At 60.3% G+C, this 19229-nt stretch carries 13 protein-coding genes and 2 tRNA genes; 6 read left to right on the top strand and 9 right to left on the bottom strand.

Annotation, left to right across the window (positions count from 1 at the left end; genetic code table 11):
- Window positions 1-68 precede the first annotated feature (68 nt).
- The 6 genes from HMPREF3120_RS00810 to HMPREF3120_RS00785 form a co-directional block, all read right to left on the bottom strand.
- Window positions 69-2492, bottom strand: coding sequence for a hypothetical protein (locus HMPREF3120_RS00810; RefSeq protein ID WP_070449869.1), 2424 nt, complete (start codon window positions 2490-2492; stop codon window positions 69-71).
- A 313-nt stretch (window positions 2493-2805) separates the two neighbouring features.
- Window positions 2806-6888 carry a hypothetical protein gene (locus HMPREF3120_RS00805; RefSeq protein ID WP_070449865.1) on the bottom strand — a complete coding sequence of 1361 codons (4083 nt, stop codon included), beginning with the start codon at window positions 6886-6888 and terminating at the stop codon, window positions 2806-2808.
- A 266-nt stretch (window positions 6889-7154) separates the two neighbouring features.
- The gene (gene crtI / locus HMPREF3120_RS00800; RefSeq protein ID WP_070449862.1) at window positions 7155-8687 is read right to left on the bottom strand and encodes a phytoene desaturase family protein; all 1533 of its coding nucleotides are present in this window, start codon (window positions 8685-8687) and stop codon (window positions 7155-7157) included.
- Window positions 8684-9490: a phytoene/squalene synthase family protein gene (locus HMPREF3120_RS00795; protein ID WP_070449937.1), complete on the bottom strand. Its 807-nt coding sequence runs from the start codon at window positions 9488-9490 to the stop codon at window positions 8684-8686. Before HMPREF3120_RS00795 ends, crtI begins: the two co-directional genes overlap by 4 nt.
- A 153-nt stretch (window positions 9491-9643) precedes the next feature.
- A tRNA-Ala gene (locus HMPREF3120_RS00790) sits at window positions 9644-9716 on the bottom strand.
- Between the two features lie 16 nt (window positions 9717-9732).
- Window positions 9733-9806 (bottom strand) — tRNA-Ile (locus HMPREF3120_RS00785).
- A 725-nt stretch (window positions 9807-10531) separates the two neighbouring features.
- Between HMPREF3120_RS00785 and HMPREF3120_RS00780 the strand changes: the two genes are divergently transcribed.
- Window positions 10532-11776 carry a hypothetical protein gene (locus HMPREF3120_RS00780; RefSeq protein WP_070449859.1) on the top strand — a complete coding sequence of 415 codons (1245 nt, stop codon included), beginning with the start codon at window positions 10532-10534 and terminating at the stop codon, window positions 11774-11776.
- An 80-nt stretch (window positions 11777-11856) separates the two neighbouring features.
- On the opposite strand, the gene HMPREF3120_RS00775 is transcribed toward HMPREF3120_RS00780, so the two are convergent.
- Together HMPREF3120_RS00775 and gyrA are read right to left on the bottom strand one after the other, a co-directional pair.
- Window positions 11857-12201: a DUF3566 domain-containing protein gene (locus tag HMPREF3120_RS00775; protein WP_070421925.1), complete on the bottom strand. Its 345-nt coding sequence runs from the start codon at window positions 12199-12201 to the stop codon at window positions 11857-11859.
- A gap of 3 nt (window positions 12202-12204) precedes the next feature.
- Window positions 12205-14721, bottom strand: a complete 2517-nt coding sequence (gyrA, locus tag HMPREF3120_RS00770) for a DNA gyrase subunit A (protein ID WP_070449856.1) — start codon at window positions 14719-14721, stop codon at window positions 12205-12207.
- A 71-nt stretch (window positions 14722-14792) separates the two neighbouring features.
- On the opposite strand from gyrA, the gene HMPREF3120_RS00765 reads away from it, so the two are divergent.
- The 4 genes from HMPREF3120_RS00765 (at window position 14793) to HMPREF3120_RS00750 (ending at window position 17651) form a co-directional block, all read left to right on the top strand.
- The gene (locus HMPREF3120_RS00765; protein WP_070421923.1) at window positions 14793-15005 is read left to right on the top strand and encodes a CopG family transcriptional regulator; all 213 of its coding nucleotides are present in this window, start codon (window positions 14793-14795) and stop codon (window positions 15003-15005) included.
- Window positions 15005-15265 (top strand): TetR family transcriptional regulator, encoded by a 261-nt coding sequence (locus HMPREF3120_RS00760; protein ID WP_371440469.1) that lies wholly within the window; start codon window positions 15005-15007, stop codon window positions 15263-15265. Before HMPREF3120_RS00765 ends, HMPREF3120_RS00760 begins: the two co-directional genes overlap by 1 nt.
- A gap of 79 nt (window positions 15266-15344) precedes the next feature.
- Window positions 15345-17186, top strand: coding sequence for a Rib/alpha-like domain-containing protein (locus HMPREF3120_RS00755; RefSeq protein ID WP_070449850.1), 1842 nt, complete (start codon window positions 15345-15347; stop codon window positions 17184-17186).
- A 27-nt stretch (window positions 17187-17213) separates the two neighbouring features.
- Window positions 17214-17651: a hypothetical protein gene (locus tag HMPREF3120_RS00750; protein ID WP_141739322.1), complete on the top strand. Its 438-nt coding sequence runs from the start codon at window positions 17214-17216 to the stop codon at window positions 17649-17651.
- Window positions 17652-17782: 131 nt separating this feature from the next.
- Here the strand turns inward: HMPREF3120_RS00750 and HMPREF3120_RS00745 are convergent, their stop codons facing one another.
- Complete coding sequence (locus HMPREF3120_RS00745) at window positions 17783-18664, bottom strand: chymotrypsin family serine protease (protein ID WP_141739321.1); 882 nt, start codon at window positions 18662-18664, stop codon at window positions 17783-17785.
- 114 nt (window positions 18665-18778) lie between these two features.
- Between HMPREF3120_RS00745 and HMPREF3120_RS00740 the strand changes: the two genes are divergently transcribed.
- Window positions 18779-19213, top strand: a complete 435-nt coding sequence (locus HMPREF3120_RS00740; protein WP_070421918.1) for a DUF6918 family protein — start codon at window positions 18779-18781, stop codon at window positions 19211-19213.
- Window positions 19214-19229 lie beyond the last annotated feature (16 nt).

Raw genomic sequence — 19229 nt, 5'->3', positions numbered from 1 at the left:
TTCATTCTCCTTGAAGTCGAAGCCATCAACATCCTGAGCAGGGTTGACCTGGATGTTCCAGACACCGATCAGGGTTCCGGTCTTCTTGTCGATGATGTGGATGATCGCCTCACCCGTGAAGCCATTGCGCGGCTTAACGGTCCAGATGTCCTGGTCAGCACCTTCTCCACCAAGCTTGCCACGGCCTTCGGTGACCTCGACATCGCCGGAGATGCCTTGATGTCCCACTCGCTGCGACGCTCGATGTTGACCGAGCCGTTGCTCTGAATCTCGTAGTTACGGATGACCGGGCCAGAGTTGACATCCTTCTTGATGTCAATCGTGTACTTGTATTCGACACCGTTCTTGTCGGTGAAGACAACGACGACCTTGCCCTCGCGGTCCTTATCCTTCGGCGTGATGACCCAGGTGTCGTTGTCACCCTCGGTGATGTCCACCAAATCGTTGCCTTCGACGATCTTGAAGGTGCCGCCGCGACGCTCCACGATCGCCGTGGAGGTGCTCAGGATCTCGCGAACAACCTCGAACTTCGAGGTGGTGTTCTCGATGGTGACGATGTTCTCGCGCTCGTTGCCGCTCTCGTCGACCGTGGTGACGACAACCTGGCCGCGCAGGTTGGTGTCGGTGACCTCAACCTTCACGCCCTGCTCGTCCGGATCAACCTTGATGCTGCCTGGCACAACCTTGTGCTCCACGCCGTTTTCATCGATGTAGACGCGATTCTTAATCTTGTCACCCGGGTTCAGCGGGATGATCTTGACGCGGTTCTCGCCGTTCGGGTTGAGGGTGTAGAAGAAGTTGTTGACCGTGACGTTGGTCTGGGTCTTCACCGTGATGGTGTCGGACACCTTCACGCGGTAGATGTACTGGTTGCCGCGCTCATCGGTGATGAGGATCTCGACGTCGCCCTCGCCCTCGAAGCCCGGCTTCGGGGTGATGATCAGCTTGCCGTCCTCGGTGCGCTCCACGATGACAATGTCGCGGCCCTTGGTGACCTCGAAGGTCCAGGAGCCCTTAATGCCACCCGGCAGCTCGATCTCCTTGGACTTGTCCTTCTTGGTAAAGCCAGCGAAGTAGTAGTACTCGTGGATTTCCTTAACGGACTCGTACACCTTCTCGGTGTAGTAGTTCTCCGTGAGAGTGACCGTGTTGGTGGTCGTGACCGGCTTCGGAGTCTCGGTCTTCGTGGTGGTAACCGTCGTACCCGGAACGTCCACAACGGTGGTACGCGTCGGGGTGGACCAGTGGGTTGCGGTAACCGTGGTAGCCGGCTTGGTCACGACGACCGGGGTGTCGCTGATCGTCTCAGTGACAGTGGTCGGCTCGCCCTCAACGGTGGAGGTAACAGTCTTCGGAGCCGGGGTCTCGGTAACCGTGTTAGTGACGGTCTCGCCGCCCACGACCTCGGTCGTCGTCCTGACAACCGGATCGGCCTTTTCAGTCTCGGTGACCGTCTTGCGCGGACGGATGGTACGAACCGTCGTGTACGCGGTCGGGAGCTCCTTGCGCTCCGTCACCGTCACCTCAGGGTGGGTGTAGGTGGCGGTTACCGTACGCGGGCTCTCCGTGACCGTCTCGGTGGTCTTGGTCGCCGGCAGCGTCTCAATGGTGGTTACGGTCGTCGGATCCTGCGGGATCGTCGTCGTTTCCTCGATGGTTTCCTTCACCGGTGGCGGCTTCGGGCCCGGCAGGCCCGGCTGCACGATCGTGATAATGCGCTGGAAGGTCCAGTGCTTCTTCGGGTTCAGGTTGAGGTTGTAGTTCTTCGGAACCAGAACGGTGACGTACTCGCCCTCGGTGTAGTTTTCCTCAATCGTCTTGAAGTTCGCGTTCTTCACCAGCACGTAGTTCGGAGTGCCGTCGCCTTGAACGTCCTGACGCTTCCAGATGATGTCGAAGCCGGTCAGGGAGGAGAAGAGGTACTTGTTCAGGCGGTTCTGGTGGAAGTAGCCACGGATCTCGTTCAGCGAGCCGAGATTGTTGGAGAGCAGTGCCTGGAGGATGCGGTTCTTCGTCTGAATCTGGTACACGAGGTTCGAAGACGGGTTCTTCTGGTACTGCTCGTAGTCCTTGATCAAGGACTTGGTGACGTTGATCGCTGCGAGACGCACGTCGTCGTTAATACCCAGGCCATCGCCGAAACGGCCGGAGGCACCGGTGAGCTTACGGACCTCGTAGCCACCGATCTCATTGTTCCAAGGGTTGTCGATACCCCAGTCGATGCACCAACCCGACGCAACCTCGTTCGGCAGAACGAACGTGTTGACGTCGAACGGCTGGTTACGGAGGTCTTTGTAACCATCAGAGTAGAACTGGCGCAGTTCCTGCTCGCTGAGCGACTGGTAAGCACCGACGATCTGCGCGCTGGAACCGGTGTAGGTAAGTGCCAACGCGTCAGGCGCAACACTCACTGCGGTACCGGCAATCAGGGTGCTCGAAATGAGCGCAGCCATGGCGCGCTTCTTCAAATGTGCGTTCTTCAACGGCTTCATTCCTTACAACTCGGAGGAGATATTCGAAGCAGCCTTGAGATCACCTGAACACGGATCTCCAAACTGATAACTACATATTTAAGCGCAATATCGGCTTGGAGAATAGTCCGAAACCCCCTACAGAAAGCCAAAACGCCAGATCAACACCAAAAACTTAGAAACCTGACCCTCTGAACTGGACGTTTAGACAGTACTCAGGAAGAAAACTACAAGGTGATTTTCACCACAATCCGAGCAATTGTTCAACAAATCCTCAAAGAACGCCGAAAGCCCGAAGCCAAGTCGGCTTCGGGCTTTCAGGGATCAGAACGATTTACTTCTTGGATTCGTCCTTCTTGTCCTTTGCGCCAGCTTCCTCGGACGGCTTTTCAGCCTGGTCCTTGGAGCTCTTGCCGGAGGAACCGTACATCATCCATTCCTGACCGGTGGCCTCACCGATCTTGTAGGACGAGGTCATCTCCTCCTGGCCGCAGGCACGCAGCACACCGTCGATCAGGAACAGACCGAGCGTGATTGCGCCGAGGGAACCAGCGGCGAGGCTCAGCATCTCCGGGTTGGCGACGTTGAACGCACCCTGGAAGCCAGCTGCGCGGCGAGAACGGTCCTCGTTGTAGATACCCAGACCGCGCTGGATCTGGTCATTCGCCTGACGGATGGCGTCGTTCACCTGAGCGGACAGACCCTCCAGACCCGGGATGCGAACCTGGGAGAGGATACCCAGCGGGATGGCCAGCAGCAGCGGCGCAGACAGGCCGACGATGGAGGCAATGCACTTGCCGTCGAGCTCAGAGGAGCCCTTCTCGGTCTTGTTGCCCTGGAGGTCAACGCCAAGGTCGATCTCGACGTAGTCTTCCCGCTTATCGCTGCGGACGCCGTTCTCAATCGGAACGACGACGAGCTTGCTGCCGTCGGGAACCTTGCCCGGATCGACCTCAAGGTGGCTGCCCTTGTCCACAACCTTGTTGTTCGGGACGATGGTGCAGCTGCCGTCGCCGGTGCAGATGTTGATCTCAACGTTGTTCGAGCCACCCTCGAAGTCAACGATGTAGCTGCCCTCCTTGCCCGGGTTGGGCTTGATCGACGGACGCGGCTTCGGAAGCTCGCCTTCCGAGGTGTCCGGGATGACAGCATCGACGACGCGGACGAGGTTGCCTTCCGGATCGCGGATCTCGATCTGTGCCAGACCACGCTTGCCAGGCTGTGCCTCGATGGCGAGCTTGCCCGGCTCCGGCTCGGTGACCGTCACCAGATCCTTGCCGTGAACAACCTTGTAGGTGTACTTCTCGCCGAAGTCGACGGAGTCCTTGATGTTCTTGTACAGAACAGTGCGGAACTCCTCGAAGTTCAGCTGCTTGCCCTCCGGGAGGACCTCGATGTTGTAGCGGCGGACCACAACATCACCGCGGCGCTCGATGACCTTCACGGTCTTGCCGATGGACTCCGGGCCCTTCGGCACGAGGATCCACTTGCCGTCTTCCTCGTCATACTCGACCCACTCTTTACCCTCGATGATCTCGATCGGGTTGTTGTTGATGCGGGTGATGGTGAAGCGGCCGTCAACGCTGAGCTTGTAGTCGTCGGAAGACGCGGTGTTGCCACCGTTCTTGCCCGGAACGACCGTGTAGGTGTAGCGCTCAACGACAGTGTTGCCAGACTTGATCTCAACGGTGGCGGTGCCGGTCTTGCCGTCCTTCGGCGTGACCAGGAGGGTATCGCCCTCACGCTTGACGTCGATGACATCCTCACCCTTGACGTCGTACGTGAACTCCGAGGAGTTCATGGTGATCGAGGACTCGGAATTCGGCGTGAGCTCGAACTTCTCCTCACGTGCACCCTGCGGGGTCACGACGTAGGTGTAACGCTGGAACGCGATACCGCGGGAGTTAAGGACCTCAACAACAACTTCGCCGTTGGCACCGTCGACGAACTCCAGGGAGTACTGATTGATGTCGCCGCCATTGAGCGGATCCTTGCCCTTGGTGACCTTGATGTCGCCGCCATCGAGCAGATCCTTGCCCTGGGTGACCTTGAGGTTGTCGCGCGAGATATTGACGGTTGCGCCGGACGTGACGTTCTTGCGCACCTCCTTGATCTCGCTCGGGGTGACGTTGATGGTGTACTCGACGAGCTCGTCATCACCGAACTTCTCGACGATGACGATCTTGTCGTCCGTGCCCACCTTCGGCAGGACCTTCCAGTTGCCGTTCTCATCGACTTCCTTGTCGAAGAGATCCTTGCCTTCCTTGGGCTCGAACTTGTTACCCGGGGTGCCGAGCTTCAGGATGACGGTGTTGCGGTCCAGAACATCCTGGGTGACCTTGGCGGTCGGGTACTTGCTTTCACTCTTCACCTTGGCGACCAAGGTGTAGGTACCAATCAGGACGCGACCGTTACCGGTCTCCTTGTACACGTTGAAGACCAGGGTGCCGTTGGTGACGTTCGTGACCTTCCACGGGTCCTGCTCGTCCCACTTCCACTCACCGGACTCGGAGACGATCTCCTTGGTCAGATCGGAGGTGTCGTCCTTGTAGTCGATCGTGACAGTGTCGCCCTCGTCCATCAGCTTGGTGACGTTGTCCACGGAAACGTTCGTACCGTGCTCGATCTTCAGGTTGAAGGTGTGGGTCTTGCCGTCCTTGTCAACGGCCTTGATCACTACATCGCCGGTTGCGTCCTTCTTCGGGGTGACAACCCAGGAGTCGCCGCGCTTCTCGATCTTCTCAATCTTGTCAGCGCCCTCAACGATCTCCGGCTTCTCCTCAACACCCTCGATTTCGAGGATGTAGGAGTTGAGGTTGCCGATGACGCGGGTGTAGGTGGAACCATCAGTGGTGGTGTCGATCATGAAGATGTAGTTGTTCTCGGCACCGGTCGGCTTACCGTTGACCTTCTCAAAGACGGTGACCTTGATCTGGCCCTTGGTCACCCCATCGTCAACCTTCAGCTTGTACTGGTTGGAGGAACCCTCAACCTTCACCAGTTCGCCCGGGCCGTCAACCTTGTAGTCCCAGCCAGCCGGGACGGTGATGGTCTGGTCGATGTTGGAGACACCCACGTTGAAGAAGTGGTTGTTCACGGTGACGTCGTTGACGGTGACCTTCTCGGTCTTCTCGTTGACGATGTTGACCGTGTACTCGTGGCGGTTGCCTTCGCTGTCGGTAATGACGAAGCGAACGGTGCCCTTGCCCTCACGCTTCGGAACGATCTCAATGACGTCCTTGCCGTTGCGCTCGACCTTGCGGATTTCAACGAGGCCGTTGGAGTCGTCGATAATCTCGAGCTTCCAGTCGCCGAGCTTGTCAACGTCGATGATCTGCGTCTTCTCGTTGCCTTCGAAGGCGAAAGCGTAGGTGAAGTGGCGGGTGTAGCGCTCAACAGTGGAGGTGCGCTCAACCGTCTTGTAGTTCTTGTTCACCACGGTGGTCTCAACGACCTTGGTGGACGGCTCAGCGGTCACCGTCTGAGTCTCGGTGCGCGGGGCACCGCTCCGCTTCACGGTCTCGACGACGGTAGTGGCCGTCTTGGTCACGGTCTTCGTCTCCTGCGGAGAAACGGTCTTGGTAACCGTCTCGCGGATCACGTCCGGTTTGTAGTTGTCCAGACCCGGCTGCGCGATGATGAGGATGCGCTGCTTCGTCGGGTCGCGGAGAACATCCTGGTAGATGTTGTAGTTCAGCGGAACAAGGACGGTGACGTACTCGCCCGGGTTCACCTTCAGCGCGTTGAACTTCGTGGAGTTCTTCACCAGGTAGAAATCCGACTGACCAACCGTTGCGGTGGCGGTGCGGCGGATGCTGAAGCCGGTCCAGCTCTCAAACTCTGCGGCGGTCAGCTTCGGCGGGTTGTTGGACCAGCCGAAACCATAAGCAGCCCAACGCGGCTTAATGTCGCCAGTAATGTAACCACGGATCTGGTCGAGAACTTCCTGGTTGTTGGACACCAGTGCCTGCATGGCCAGGGCCTTCTTACGGACCTCTTCGTGGCGGCCAGCGTAGTAATCATCCAGCATCAACTTGGTCAGGCTGATCGAAGCCTTCTCAATGTCCGGGTGGATATCAAAGCTGCCGCCCGAAACAAGGTTGAAGCCGTAAAGACCGGAAACACCGTCGAGCTTGCGGACCTCGTACTGGGTATCCAGGCTCGGACCCGGCAGCGCAGCGTCGATGCACCAGCCCGGACCGTACTGGGTCTGGAGCATGTCCATACGGCCCTTGAGCTTGGCACCCTTGTTGTACTGCAGTGCAGCCTTGTTAGCGTCGCTCGGCAGCGCGGAATATTCGCTAGTTACTCGCTCGTCAGCGTCAGCGGTCGGAGCTACGACCGTTACGCCACCAAAAGCCACCGTGGCGGAAACCAGGGTGGCCAGGACGCGCTTCTTCAGATGTGCGTTCTTCAACGGCTTCATTCCTTACAAGTCGGAGGAGATATTCGAAGCAGCCTTGAGATCACCTGAACACGGATCTCCAAACTGATAACTACATATTTAAGCGCAATATCGGCTTGGAGAATAGTCCGAAACCCCCTACAGAAAGCCAAAACGCCAGATCAACACCAAAAACTTAGAAACCTGACCCTCTGAACTGGACGTTTAGACAGTACTCAGGAAGAAAACTACAAGGTGATTTTCACCACAATCCGAGCAATTGTTCAACAAATCCCATTTCAGGCGCTGAGAGGGCCTGGGCTTTTGTCGCCGCGCAGGCGCTTCAGCACATTTTCAGCGGAAATCAAGCACATCGGCACGCCCACCCCAGGAACGGTCGTGGCTCCGGCGTAGTACAGCGCTCCCAGCTTCTTCGAAGCATTCGCGCCGCGCAAAAACGCCGACTGCTTCAGCGTGTGCGCCGGCCCGATCGCCCCACCCGACCACGCGTGGTAGCGGTCGCGGAAGTCTGCAGGACCGAGCGTCTGCTTAACGACGACCCTCTCGCCCAGGCCCTCAACCCCACACCACTTCTCGATCTGTGCAATGGCGGCGTTGGCAATCAGGTCCACCTGCGGGGAGGCCTCATCGCGGTACATGTTGCCGTGGCCGATCGTCTCCTCGGCAGCGACGGGCACAAGCACGAACAGGTTCTCGTCGCCTTCGGGCGCCACGCCGGGGTCGGTCGCGCTCGGCTTGGACACGTAGATCGACTGCGACGCCCCCAACGGCCGCGCAGCCGGTTTGCCCTCGAAGACGGTGGCGAAGTCATCGTCCCAGTCCTCGCTGAACAACAGGTTATGGTGGGCCAACTCGGGGATCTCACCCTTCACGCCCAGCATGACCAGCACGGTGCGCAGGCCCGGATCGCGGCGAGAGAACCACGACTCGTCGTACGTGCGCAGCTTCGGCGGCAGCAGCCGGGTTTCGGTGTGGTGCAGGTCGGCACACGAGATTGTGAGGTCGGCGGGGATGAGGGTGTCGTCGATAAGCGAAATGCCCGTGGCGCGCCCACCGCTGTACGTGATGGAAGCGACGTCCGCGTTGAAGCGGAACTTCACGCCCTGCTCGAGCGCCAGCTCGTAGAGCGCATCCATCACCGCCGCGAACCCACCCTGCGGATACAGCACGCCCTGGGTGAGGTCCGTGTGGCTCATCAGGTGGTACATCGACGGCGTGCGCGCGGGATGCGACGACAAAAACACCGCAGGGTACGTCAGCATCTGGCGCAGGCGCGTGTCCTTGAACTGGCCTGCGACGAAGCGATCCAGCGGCTCGACCAGGTAACGCAGCAACTTGCCGTACTGGCCGCGGATCTTGGCAAAAGGCTTCAGCGTGGAAAAGGTGGTGTAGAGGAAGTAGCGCAGCGCCAAGTCGTAGGTCTCGGCGGCGCGGTCGAGGTAACTGGCCAGTTGGGCGCCGGCGCCGGGCTCGATGTTGTTGAAAAGCCGGATCGCGTTGTCGCGGCCCGACTCCACATCGATCGGGTCGTGGTTCTCGGGGAAGAGCCGGTATGCGGGCGTGAGCGGCTTGAGATCCAGCACGTCCTCGGTGCGCTTGCCAAAGAGTGCGAAGAAGTGGTCGAAGGCATCCGGCATGAGGTACCAGCTCGGGCCGGTGTCGAAACGGAAACCTTGGACGGTTTCGTTGCCGGCGCGGCCGCCATGCGAGCCGAGGCGCTCGACCACCGTGACCTCGTAACCCTCCCGCGCCAGCAGCGCCGAGGTAGCCAAACCGGCCGCACCCGCGCCGATCACCACAGCCGTTGTCACAGCCCTGTCCTCGCAATCGCCTTCGCCGTCAGCGCAACCTTGCGACGCTGCGGCACGCTGATGCGCTGCTGCGTCAACTGTGCGGCCGGGGTGCGCTCCACGATCTCCGTGAGTTCACGAAACAGCGCCTCCGCGGCCGCCACTCCCCCACGCACCCCGCGGGGCAGCAACGGGATCGCCTCCAAGGCCTGATCAAGTTCGGTGTGGATGGTGGTGGTGATGGCGTGCTTGGTGTCGTCGTCAAGCATGCGCCCAAAGTACGCCCGCCCGAGACTGCCCTGATCCTCCCCGAAATCGCGCAGGAAATTGATGCGCTGGAACGCCGCACCGAGCGCGCGGGCGCCACGCTGAAGTTTCTCCGGATGGGGTGTCTGGCGCTCTGGGAAGAAAATGTCCAAACACATCAAACCAATCACCTCGGCCGACCCATATATATAGGTCTCCAACTCCGCCGGGGAAAAAGCGTGCGGGTTGAGGTCCGCGCGCATCGACGCGAAAAACGCCTCGAGGTGCTCCGCGTTGAGGCGACAACGCCGATACGTATTCGCCCACGCGTGCAGCACCGGATCCGTGTGAAAGCGCTGGTTAGGGGCCTGGAGTACCTGCTCCTCGTAGGCGTTAAGCAGGGTCTCCGGGTCTGCGTAGGCCTGATGCGCGGCACCGTCGACGGTCTCATCTGCGATACGCACCACCGCGTAGAAATTACGAATATCGCGCCGCACCCCCGGCGCCAACACCTTCGTAGCCAACGAAAAACTCGTCGAATACTGCGCAATCACCTGAGCAGCCGCACGATCCGCCATCGTGTCGTAACGGGAAAGGTAAGAGTTCACGCAGGCGCTTTCTATTTGCAGACTTTTCCGGGAGCTTACCGCGCAGCAACCGCTGCCTGGGCCCCTGGTGACCACCAACGCCAAAGGCCAGGTCCCCGGGAGGACCTGGCCTTTGTGTTCCTGTGGAGCATAGGAGAATCGAACTCCTGACATCCTGCTTGCAAAGCAGGTGCTCTACCAACTGAGCTAATGCCCCGTGCCCTTTCGGGCTGTGGGCCTAGCAAGAATCGAACTTGCGACCTCATCGTTATCAGCGATGCGCTCTAACCGACTGAGCTATAGGCCCTGGGAACGAATAGGAATATTACAGAGCACTGCTATAACCGCCAAATCGCCAGGTTGTTGCGGGTTTTTATGCTTACCGTCTAGCTCGTTGTGCATTGCTACTAGACGACCCGCCTGCACCCTCCACATATCCCCAGGTGATGTTGGCGGTGGTTTTCAGTATCAGCGTGATCGTCTGGTTCGCCGGAACGGGAGCTAGACGATCAGGGCACAACAACCGCACTCCAACGACACCTCAACGACACCCTCGCGGAACGGGGGTAATTTGCGGGGGTAGGAGGCCTGCACAAATTGGTGAACAATCCGCCCAACCTGGCCTTTTCGCCACTCAGCAGCGCCCCAAGACGGCGCCACAACCTGTTTTTATACGAGCGTGACAGGCAAAACTCCTGGTGAGGGCCAGATCCCAAGTTGTATACCCATCCATATACCAATCAATGCATAGTATGCTGCTCCTCCGGATTGTTGAACGAACCGAACCGGAGCGCAAAAGATCGTTCAACAACCCAACGCGACAGCCCTAAAATCAGCTCGGATTGATGAACAATCCGCACGATAAACGGGGTGAAAACGTTGAACAATCCAAAATAAACGTTGAACAATCCGGCCTCGAAAGGGCCGAAAATTCGACGGGTTTACCAGCGCATACTTGGTGCATAAACTCGAGGGCAGCAAAGGAAATGCGGTGTTTACCGCAAACACCGCAGATAAGTAAGGAGCAGGAAAATGCGCGCAGCACTTCGTACCGGTCTCGCAGCAGCCCTCGCCGCCACCGTCGCCTTCGGTGGAGTTGTTCCGGCTAAGGCTGCAGAGCCTGCTGACGTTGTCGTCGATAATCAAGCGATCTCCGCGGAGCTCATCGACTCCGACGGCGACGGCATCCCCGACCTCTGGGAGCGCAACGGCGTTGTCCTCGAGGACGGCACCGTGCTTAACCTGCCTGCTTACGGTGCGGACCCGAGCCGGCCGGACCTGTTCCTCCAGCTCAACTGGATGGAGTCCGAGTACAAGACCCTCGGCTGCGACGCCGATCCTTCCGAGGCTTGTGCCAACGCCAACACCAAGGAATACGGCGTGAAGGCCGAGTCCCTGCAGGAAATGGTTGATCTTTTCGACGACCACGGCATCAACCTCCACGTCGACGCCGGCGAAACCTTCAACAACATCCCCGGCTACGAGGCTCGCGGCGGTGAGACCCTGAAGTACGTCAAGAACTACTTCGAGAACGAAAGCCAGGGTTCGAAGCTGCTGAACAACATCGACGAGATGCTCGGCGAGCGCCAGAACATCTTCCGCATCGGTGTTATCGGCGACCAGATCGACGCCTACAACCTGTCGTCCGGCGCCTCGCTGGTCAACGACACCTCGTTCTTCGTGGCTAACCACCGCTTCATGAACTCGGAAGAGATGCTGCGCAACACCATCCTGCACGAGCTAGGCCACACCCTCGGCCTGCGCCACCAGGGTGCGCACGCGGTGGTCAAGGACATCCAGGGCATGCGTCTGGATACCTCGGCCTACAAGTCGGTGATGAACTACGACTACCAGTTCGACTACTTCAACTACTCGGAGAAGCCATACCTGCTCGACACCCCGTTCGGTGTGCGCGAGGTTCCGGCGGACTGGGAAGCACTGGCCATCAACGCTTGGCGCATCGGTGCCCGTGGTGTTGCCTCGGCTCCGTCGCAGGAAGGGGCAGTTAACGACCCGGCTCCGAAGGAGCAGCCTGAGGAGGAGCAGCCGGCAGAGCAGCCAGCACCTGAGGCCGAGAAGCCCGCTGAGAACCAGCCGGAGAAGCCCGCCGAGAAACCGGCCGAGCACGAGCAGCAGGCTGAGCAGAAGGACAAGCCGGCTCCGGTTGTTGAGAAGGACGTCAACGTCGCGGCGATCGTCGCCCCGATCGTGGCAATCCTGGCCTTGATCGGCATCGGCTTCGCGGTGATGAACATGATGCCGGGCCTGGGGTTCTAACCCAGCACAGGCCAGCACAAAAAGACTTAACGCGCCCCGGGAGGTACGACCCGGGGCGCGTTTGGTGTCGTCGATAAGCGCTATTTTGCCCTGTTAGACATGGTGTAGCGCACACCACCGACGAGGTCCGCGACGGCGTTGTACATGATCGCGGTCAGCGGCGCCATGATGGACATGAACACCACGCCGGCCAGGCCGAACAGGGCCGCGGCCATCATGGCGAGCTTCATGTCCACGACCTGGTCGCCGCCCACGCCGCCGATGAGCGAGTTGATGGACTCGACCACCCCGGCGCGGTCCAGCGCGAGGTACACCAGCACTGCGGCGAGCATCCAGGCGATGAACCCGAACAAGGCAAGCAGCGTCGCAACCTTAAAGACGGATCCGGCGCTGACGTTCCGGATTGTCACTTTGCGCGCGGCCATGGGCTACTCCTTCGCATCGTCGAGGGTCTTCTGGCCGGTTGCCACGGCAGTGGCTTCCTCTTCGCCCTCGTCTTCGACGTTGCGGTCAATGGCAAGCAGTTCCACGCCGTCGTTGAGGTCCACCAGGCGCACGCCCATGGTCGCGCGTGACGACGGACGGATCTGGTTGACCTCAGTACGAATCACGCCACCCGCGGAGGTGATGGCGAAGATCTGGTCCTCCTCGGTCACGGCCAGGGCGCCGATGAGCTTGCCGCGCTTCGGGGTGTACTTGAAGGTCATCACACCCATGCCGCCGCGGCCCTGGGTGTTGTACTCCTCGATGGCGGTGCGCTTGCCGTAGCCGCCGGAGGTGGCCACGAGCAGGAACTGGCCGTCTTGGACGACGGTCATGGCGAGCAGTTGGTCGTCGCCACGGAAGCGCATGCCCTTCACGCCGGCGGTTGCGCGGCCCATCGGGCGCAGCTGCTCGTCGTCGGCGGAGAAGCGGATCGCCTGGCCCTGTTCGGAGACGAGCAGGATGTCGTCGTCCTCACCAACGAGGGACGCGCCGATGAGGGCGTCGCCTTCGTTGAGGTTCAGGGCGATCAGGCCGGAGGAACGTGCGGATTCGTAGTCGGTCAGGCGCGACTTCTTCACACGACCATCGCGGGTGGCCAGCACCAGGTACGGGGCGTCCTCGTAGGACTGGATCTGGATGACCTGGGCGATCTTCTCTTCCGGCTGGAACTCCAGCAGGTTAGCCACGTGCTGGCCGCGGGCCGTGCGGCCTGCTTCCGGCAGTTCGTAGGCCTTGAGCCGGTAGACGCGGCCGAAGTTGGTGAAGAACAGGATCCAGTCGTGGGTGGAGCAGATGAAGAAGTTCTTCACCACGTCGTCCTGCTTCAGCTCAGCGCCGCGCACGCCCTTGCCGCCGCGCTTCTGGGACTTGTAGGCATCCACCTTGGTGCGCTTGGCGTAGCCCGTGGAGGTGATCGTGACCACGACGTTTTCGCGGGCGATGAGATCCTCTTCGGTGACGTCGCCGGTTGCGGCAACGATCTGGGTGCGGCGCTCGTCGCCATACTTGTCGACGATCTCACCCAGCTCCTCGCCAACAATCTGACGCTGACGCTCCGGCTTGGCCAAGATGTCCTTGTAGTCGGCGATTTGTTCCTCGATGGCTGCGAGGTCGTCGACAATCTTCTGGCGCTCCAGCGCTGCCAGGCGGCGCAGCTGCATGGCTAGGATTTCGTTGGCCTGGATCTCGTCGACATCGAGAAGCTTCATCAGGCCCTGGCGGGCGTCGTCGACAGTCGGCGAGTTGCGGATCAGGGCAATGACCTCATCCAACGCATCCAACGCCTTGACCAGACCACGCAGGATGTGGGCGCGCTTCTCGGCCTCGTCCAGGCGGTACTGGGTGCGGCGGACGATGACTTCGATCTGGTGCTTGACGTAGTAACGCAGCATCTGATCCAGGCGCAGGGTGCGCGGCACACCGTCGACGATGGACAGCATGTTGGCGGAGAAGTTCGTCTCCAGCTGGGAGTGCTTGTACAGGTTGTTTAGCACCACGCGCGGCACAGCGTCGCGCTTGAGGGTGACCACGATGCGCATGCCCACACGGTCGGAGGACTCGTCCTCGATCTTGGAGATGCCCACCATCTTGCCGTTGGTGACCTGCTCGGCGATGTTGTGGATGAAGTTATCCGGGTTGACCTGGTACGGCAGCTCGGTGATCGTGATGACCTGGCGGTTGCCAATCTCCTCGATCTCCGTCACGCCGCGCATGCGGATGGAGCCGCGGCCGGTGGTGTAGGCGTCCTTAATACCCTGATCACCCACGATGAGGCCGGCGGTTGGGAAGTCCGGGCCCTTCACGCGCTCCATGACGGCGTCGAGCGTGGTCTGCTCGTCCGCGTCGTGGTTGTCCAGGATCCACTGGATCGCGGCCGCCAGCTCGTTGAGGTTGTGCGGCGGGATGTTGGTGGCCATACCCACGGCGATGCCGTTGGAGCCGTTCATCAGAAGGTTCGGCACACGGGACGGCAGCACGGCTGGCTCTTGGGTCTTGCCGTCGTAGTTCGGGTTGAAGTCAACGGCGTTTTCGCGGATGTCGCGCACCATCTCCATGGCCAGCGGAGTCATCTTGCACTCCGTGTAACGCATCGCGGCCGGGCCGTCGTTGCCCGGCGAGCCGAAGTTACCCTGACCATCCACCAGCGGGTAGCGCATCGCCCACGGCTGCGCCATACGCACGAGGGTGTCGTAGATAGCGCTGTCACCGTGCGGGTGGAAGTTACCCATGGTGTCTGCCACCGGCTTTGCACTCTTCACGTAGGAGCGCTCGGGGCGGTAGCCGTTGTCATACATTGCGTAGATGATGCGGCGGTGCACCGGCTTCATGCCGTCGCGCACATCTGGGAGTGCACGACCGACGATCACGCTCATGGCGTAATCGATGTAGCTGGTCTGCATCTCCTCATTGATATCGATTGGTTGAATGCGGTCGGTGCCGCTTGAGGTCTCGTCAGCCATGTTTATTGAGTTTACCGGGCTTCTGTGGCTTTTTCCGCCACGACCATGGAGCGCCGTGGTATCAAAGTGGTATGGCTATGACGCTCCGGTTGACCGCAGACGAAGACAAAGCGCTCGTTTTACTCGCATCCGCATGGGGGTGCTCCAAGCAGGAAGCCGCGCGTCGTGCGGTGGTCTCCTCCGCAACGCGTTTGCTTGACGACGCCACCGTCACCGACCTCGCACGCTCCCTCATCCCCGGCTACACCGCCATGGAATCACGCATCCGGCAGGCCCGCTCGTGATGGGTTTCAGTGCAGAGCAGTTGCTGGCCATCGCTGACGAGTACTGCGACTTCCACGGCTGCCACATCACGTCCTTCGGGTTCCTGGCGGCGTGTGCTGCCGTGCCAGGCTCCCGGTTCCACGGCGTTCCGGTCTTCGACTCGGTGGACGCCGCAGCCGAGGCCTTATCCTCTTCTATTACTGCGCTCGCACCGCTGTCGTCTGGCAACGAGGGATTCGCCGTGGTCGCCGCAGAGGTGTACCGGCGCTGGGCGGGATAAACGGGATGAATCCGAAAACTCGCATTACAGGTGTCTAGGGGTATAGTCGAAAAGTTCTTATAACTTATTGGAGGCAGCCATGAAGTTCAGTCGCACCGCCATTGCGGTAGCCGCCACCGCCGCGTTGTTGGGCGGCGGTGTTGCTCTGCCCCACTCCCCCGCCACCGCCGCCACCTCTCAAGCCTTCCTGTCCGGGCTGACTTGGCCGGTCAAGCAGGTTACGCCCGGCGGTACCGTGGAGATCGCCCCGCAGGGCTCCATCCCCAGCAACGTGCGCTTCGAGGGTTCCGACGACTACCTGGGCTACCGGTTCAGCACCAACCCACGCACCGGCGTGGTCACCATGCACGTCGCCGAAGACGTGATCCCCAACCAGCGCACCCAGTTCATGATCACCGGCAGCGACGGCGTGCGCGCACGCAGTTTCCCCATCATGATCCACGTCGTCGACACCATCGGCGAGATGGCAAAGAAGTACCCCCTGTCGTACTACCCAGCGTTCACCGTCGAAGACAGCTCCGATTCGGTGCTCTCCGTAGCGCAACTGCAGGGTGACTTCCCCGAAGGCACCCGATTCGAAGTCACCGCTCCCGACCATTTCAAGGTCACCGCAGCCGCCAACGGCGATCTGTCTGTCACGCAGCTCGATCCGGTCAAGCCAGGCTCCAAGAGCGCAGCCAGCGTGAAGGTGGTGTACCCCGACGGCTCGTTCCGCAACGTGCGTGCAGATATCTACGCCTACTCCAAGAAGTCCAGCGAGTCGCTTGGCAGCGGTGCGTCTATCGAGGACTTCTTCAACAACATCTACGACAACGCCTTCACCCCGAAGTGGCACGACAAGACAATGAGCGGCAGCGAGCAAGCCTCCACCGCGTTGGCGGACGCCCTGCCCGAAGGCACCACCTTCAAGGCACGACCCGATCTCAACCCGAGCATCTTCCGCTTTATTGATGTCGATGTTGACGAGGCCAGCGGGGTTGTCGTCGTCAAGCCAAAGCGCCCACTGACAGCACCCTGGACCTTCCAAATCCCAGTCGAGGTCACCACCCCGGACAACCTCGTCGGCATCGGATGGGCGACCTTCACCGTCACCGAAGACGGCAAGTGGAACTCCGAAGCCTTCACCGTGAAATACCCCGCCGCGAGCGCCACCACCACGGAAATCGCCACAGCCAAACCGGTCGGCGACTTCCCCAAAGGCACCACGTTTGAGATCAACCAAACGCCCCCGGCCGGCTGGCAGGTGAAGATCGACCGCCACACCGGCGAAATCAACCTGACCCCGCCGCAGCGCACCAGGGCCGGCACCACCGTGACCATGCCGGTAACCGCGCGCTTCCCCGACGGGTCGCGCACGTACCTTGAGACCAACTTCACCTTCATCAAACCCGAGGTGGAACAGGCATCCGTGACCACCGTGCGCTACCCCACCGCAAGACTCCTTCCCGGGGAAAGCGTGACCGTGGAGCCAAACAACTGGCCGGACGGCGCCGTAGTGAGCATCACTAACTTGGTCGTCCGTGACCTCACGTTTACGGCCGACACCTCCACGGGTGCCATCACCATCACAGCAGGTAAGAACGCGGACGTTGCGCAAATTGCGGCGAATGTGGTGGTGACCTACAAGGACGGCTCGCAAAACACGGCCCGCCTGCCAATCGCCATCCGCAGCAACACCACGACCGCAACGCAGCCTTCTGATGCGCCTGGTCCTGGTTCGCCCGCACCTGCGCCTGCGCCGAAGCCGGGGACGCCGTCCACCGCCAATCCGGCACCCGCTCCTGCGCCTGCACCGACTCCTGGCGGTACGGACAAGGAGGGGTCCAGCACCGGCGGCATCATCGCCATCGTGCTCGGCGTCCTGGCCCTGCTCGGCGCCGCAGGGTTCGCAGTGACACAGATGGGTTCATTGCCCTTCTAACAGCCCCGAGCACTTAACATGTCTGCCATGAAGAAAATCGCCACCGCCGCCACTGCGATTGCCGTGGCCGCTGCCGTCGTCACCACGGTCGCACCAGCTCACGCCGAACCCGCCGTCACACAGCTCTCCACCACGAGCTCCGGTGGTTCCTCCAAGCCGGACTACCGTCCGGACTACGACAAGGACCTCGACGTGCCAGAAAAGCGCCCACTTGAGGGCTCCTACACCGGCTCGGCCCCGATCTCGTTGACCATCGCGTTGGTGACCACGCTGGTTGCCATCCAGGCCATCGTCGATTTCGTGCCGCCAGTGCGCCAAGCTGTCGACGACGTAGCCAAGCAGTTCAACCTCACCCACGTCGTGGGCTCCTCCGAGAGCAACCGAATCTTCCCGGCACAGTTCATCACGTCCCAGGTCACGCAGGCGATTGACCAATTCCAGAAAAATCCCCCGTCGTTTAAGTAACGCCCCGCAACCGCGTATGTTACGGTTGTGAACTGTTGTGGTTGCAGTGACTTATGGGGCTGCGGAGGAAGAACTGCAACCAAAAAGACCGCGTCCAGTCCTGGACGCGGTCTTGTCGTTTACCTCCGGTTCTAGCCCCAGTAATAGAAGTTGTACTGACTCAGGTACTCAAGCACAGGGCCGATTGCGGCAGCACCGATTTGGGTAGCATTCACCTTCGGTCCGAAGGACAGGACACCTGCGGCGTAGCGGCCATTCGGCCCCTCAACCCACACTGGGCCGCCGGAATCGCCGTGGTCCGAAATGTTCCGGAACCGGAACACCAGTGGACTTGGAGTATCGATGTAGTAGCCACACGACAAGCCGCTGCGCCAACCTAGACGGCAAAGCTTCGGCTCAGTCCTATCGATTGCCGGCAAACCAGCAACACCCTGCACACGGCCAACACCTGGAACGGTCGGGTCAATCTGCACATTGGGGTTATCAAGGAAAATGACTGCGAAATCAGCATCGACCCCAATCCGATTCGGCATGCCGGTCGAAGAGATAAACCGACCCGCATACATGAGCTGGTTATTGGGAAGCATCACAAACGCACGGTCACCTGTCACACCGCAGTGACCGGCGGTCAGGTTGAACACACGGTTAGTGTTCTGCTGGCGCAGCATCCACCCAAAACTGCATTCGCCTTTAGGACGACCCGCCTGGTCAAACACCGTATATTTGGCGCCCGGCGCCACCTTGCCCAGGTTGACAAGCCGTTCGAAGCCCTGGGACTGGCGATACACCTCAGTGTTACGCATACCAGCGGTTACACGTGGTGCAGGCTTCTGAGGCTGCGGCGCAGGGTTGGGCCTCTCCCTGTCCGGTTGCGTAATGTTCTGCTGCCCTGGGGCTTCTGAACTTAACTCCCCCGATGACAATCCGCCGATGAGTCCGAGAACCGTCAGAATCGCGATGACAATACCTGCGATCTCAGGAAGCCGAGAAGCGATGTCTTTAAAATCAGGCATAACGTTTCCTGTCAATTAGTGCCGAAGATACTGAAGACTATATCCCTGCTCCCTGACAGCTGCTCGTTTTCCCGCAAACAAAAATCATGTCGTACGCCAAGTACACTGCCCACTATGAGTGATCTATCCAAGCTTCTCGACGCCTCCACCCGTTCCAAGCTCGTCGAGGACCTGACCCAACTGACGGAAACCACCGTGGCCAACCAGTCCGGCCTGACCGGCATGGCCCTCAAGTCCGCCATCGCCGCAGGTAAGAAGGCTGATGCAGACGCTGTGAGCAAGGGACTGAACAAGTTCCTGCCGGACCTCGTCGAGTCGCTGAACCCGCACTGGAACGCCTTCAAGGCAAGCGGCCAGCAGGACTTCGGTGGATTCCTCGCCGCGAACGAGGACTCCGTGATCGATTCCGTCCTCAAGGCTGGCGATACCGCCATCGAATCCATGCCCAGCGCGCTGAAGAAGGTCTACTCCACGCTGCGCGGCAAGGCGAAGAAGATTGTGAGTCCGGCGTTGCCGGACCTGGGGCGTGTCGTCGAAAAGTACGCGTAGCACAAAGCAGTCGCAG

It is taken from the genome of Corynebacterium sp. HMSC11D10, assembly GCF_001806995.1.
In the GTDB taxonomy this organism is placed as follows: domain Bacteria; phylum Actinomycetota; class Actinomycetes; order Mycobacteriales; family Mycobacteriaceae; genus Corynebacterium; species Corynebacterium coyleae.
The sequence above is the reverse complement of the archived record's forward strand: the minus strand, read 5'-3'. Positions and strand labels throughout refer to the sequence as shown.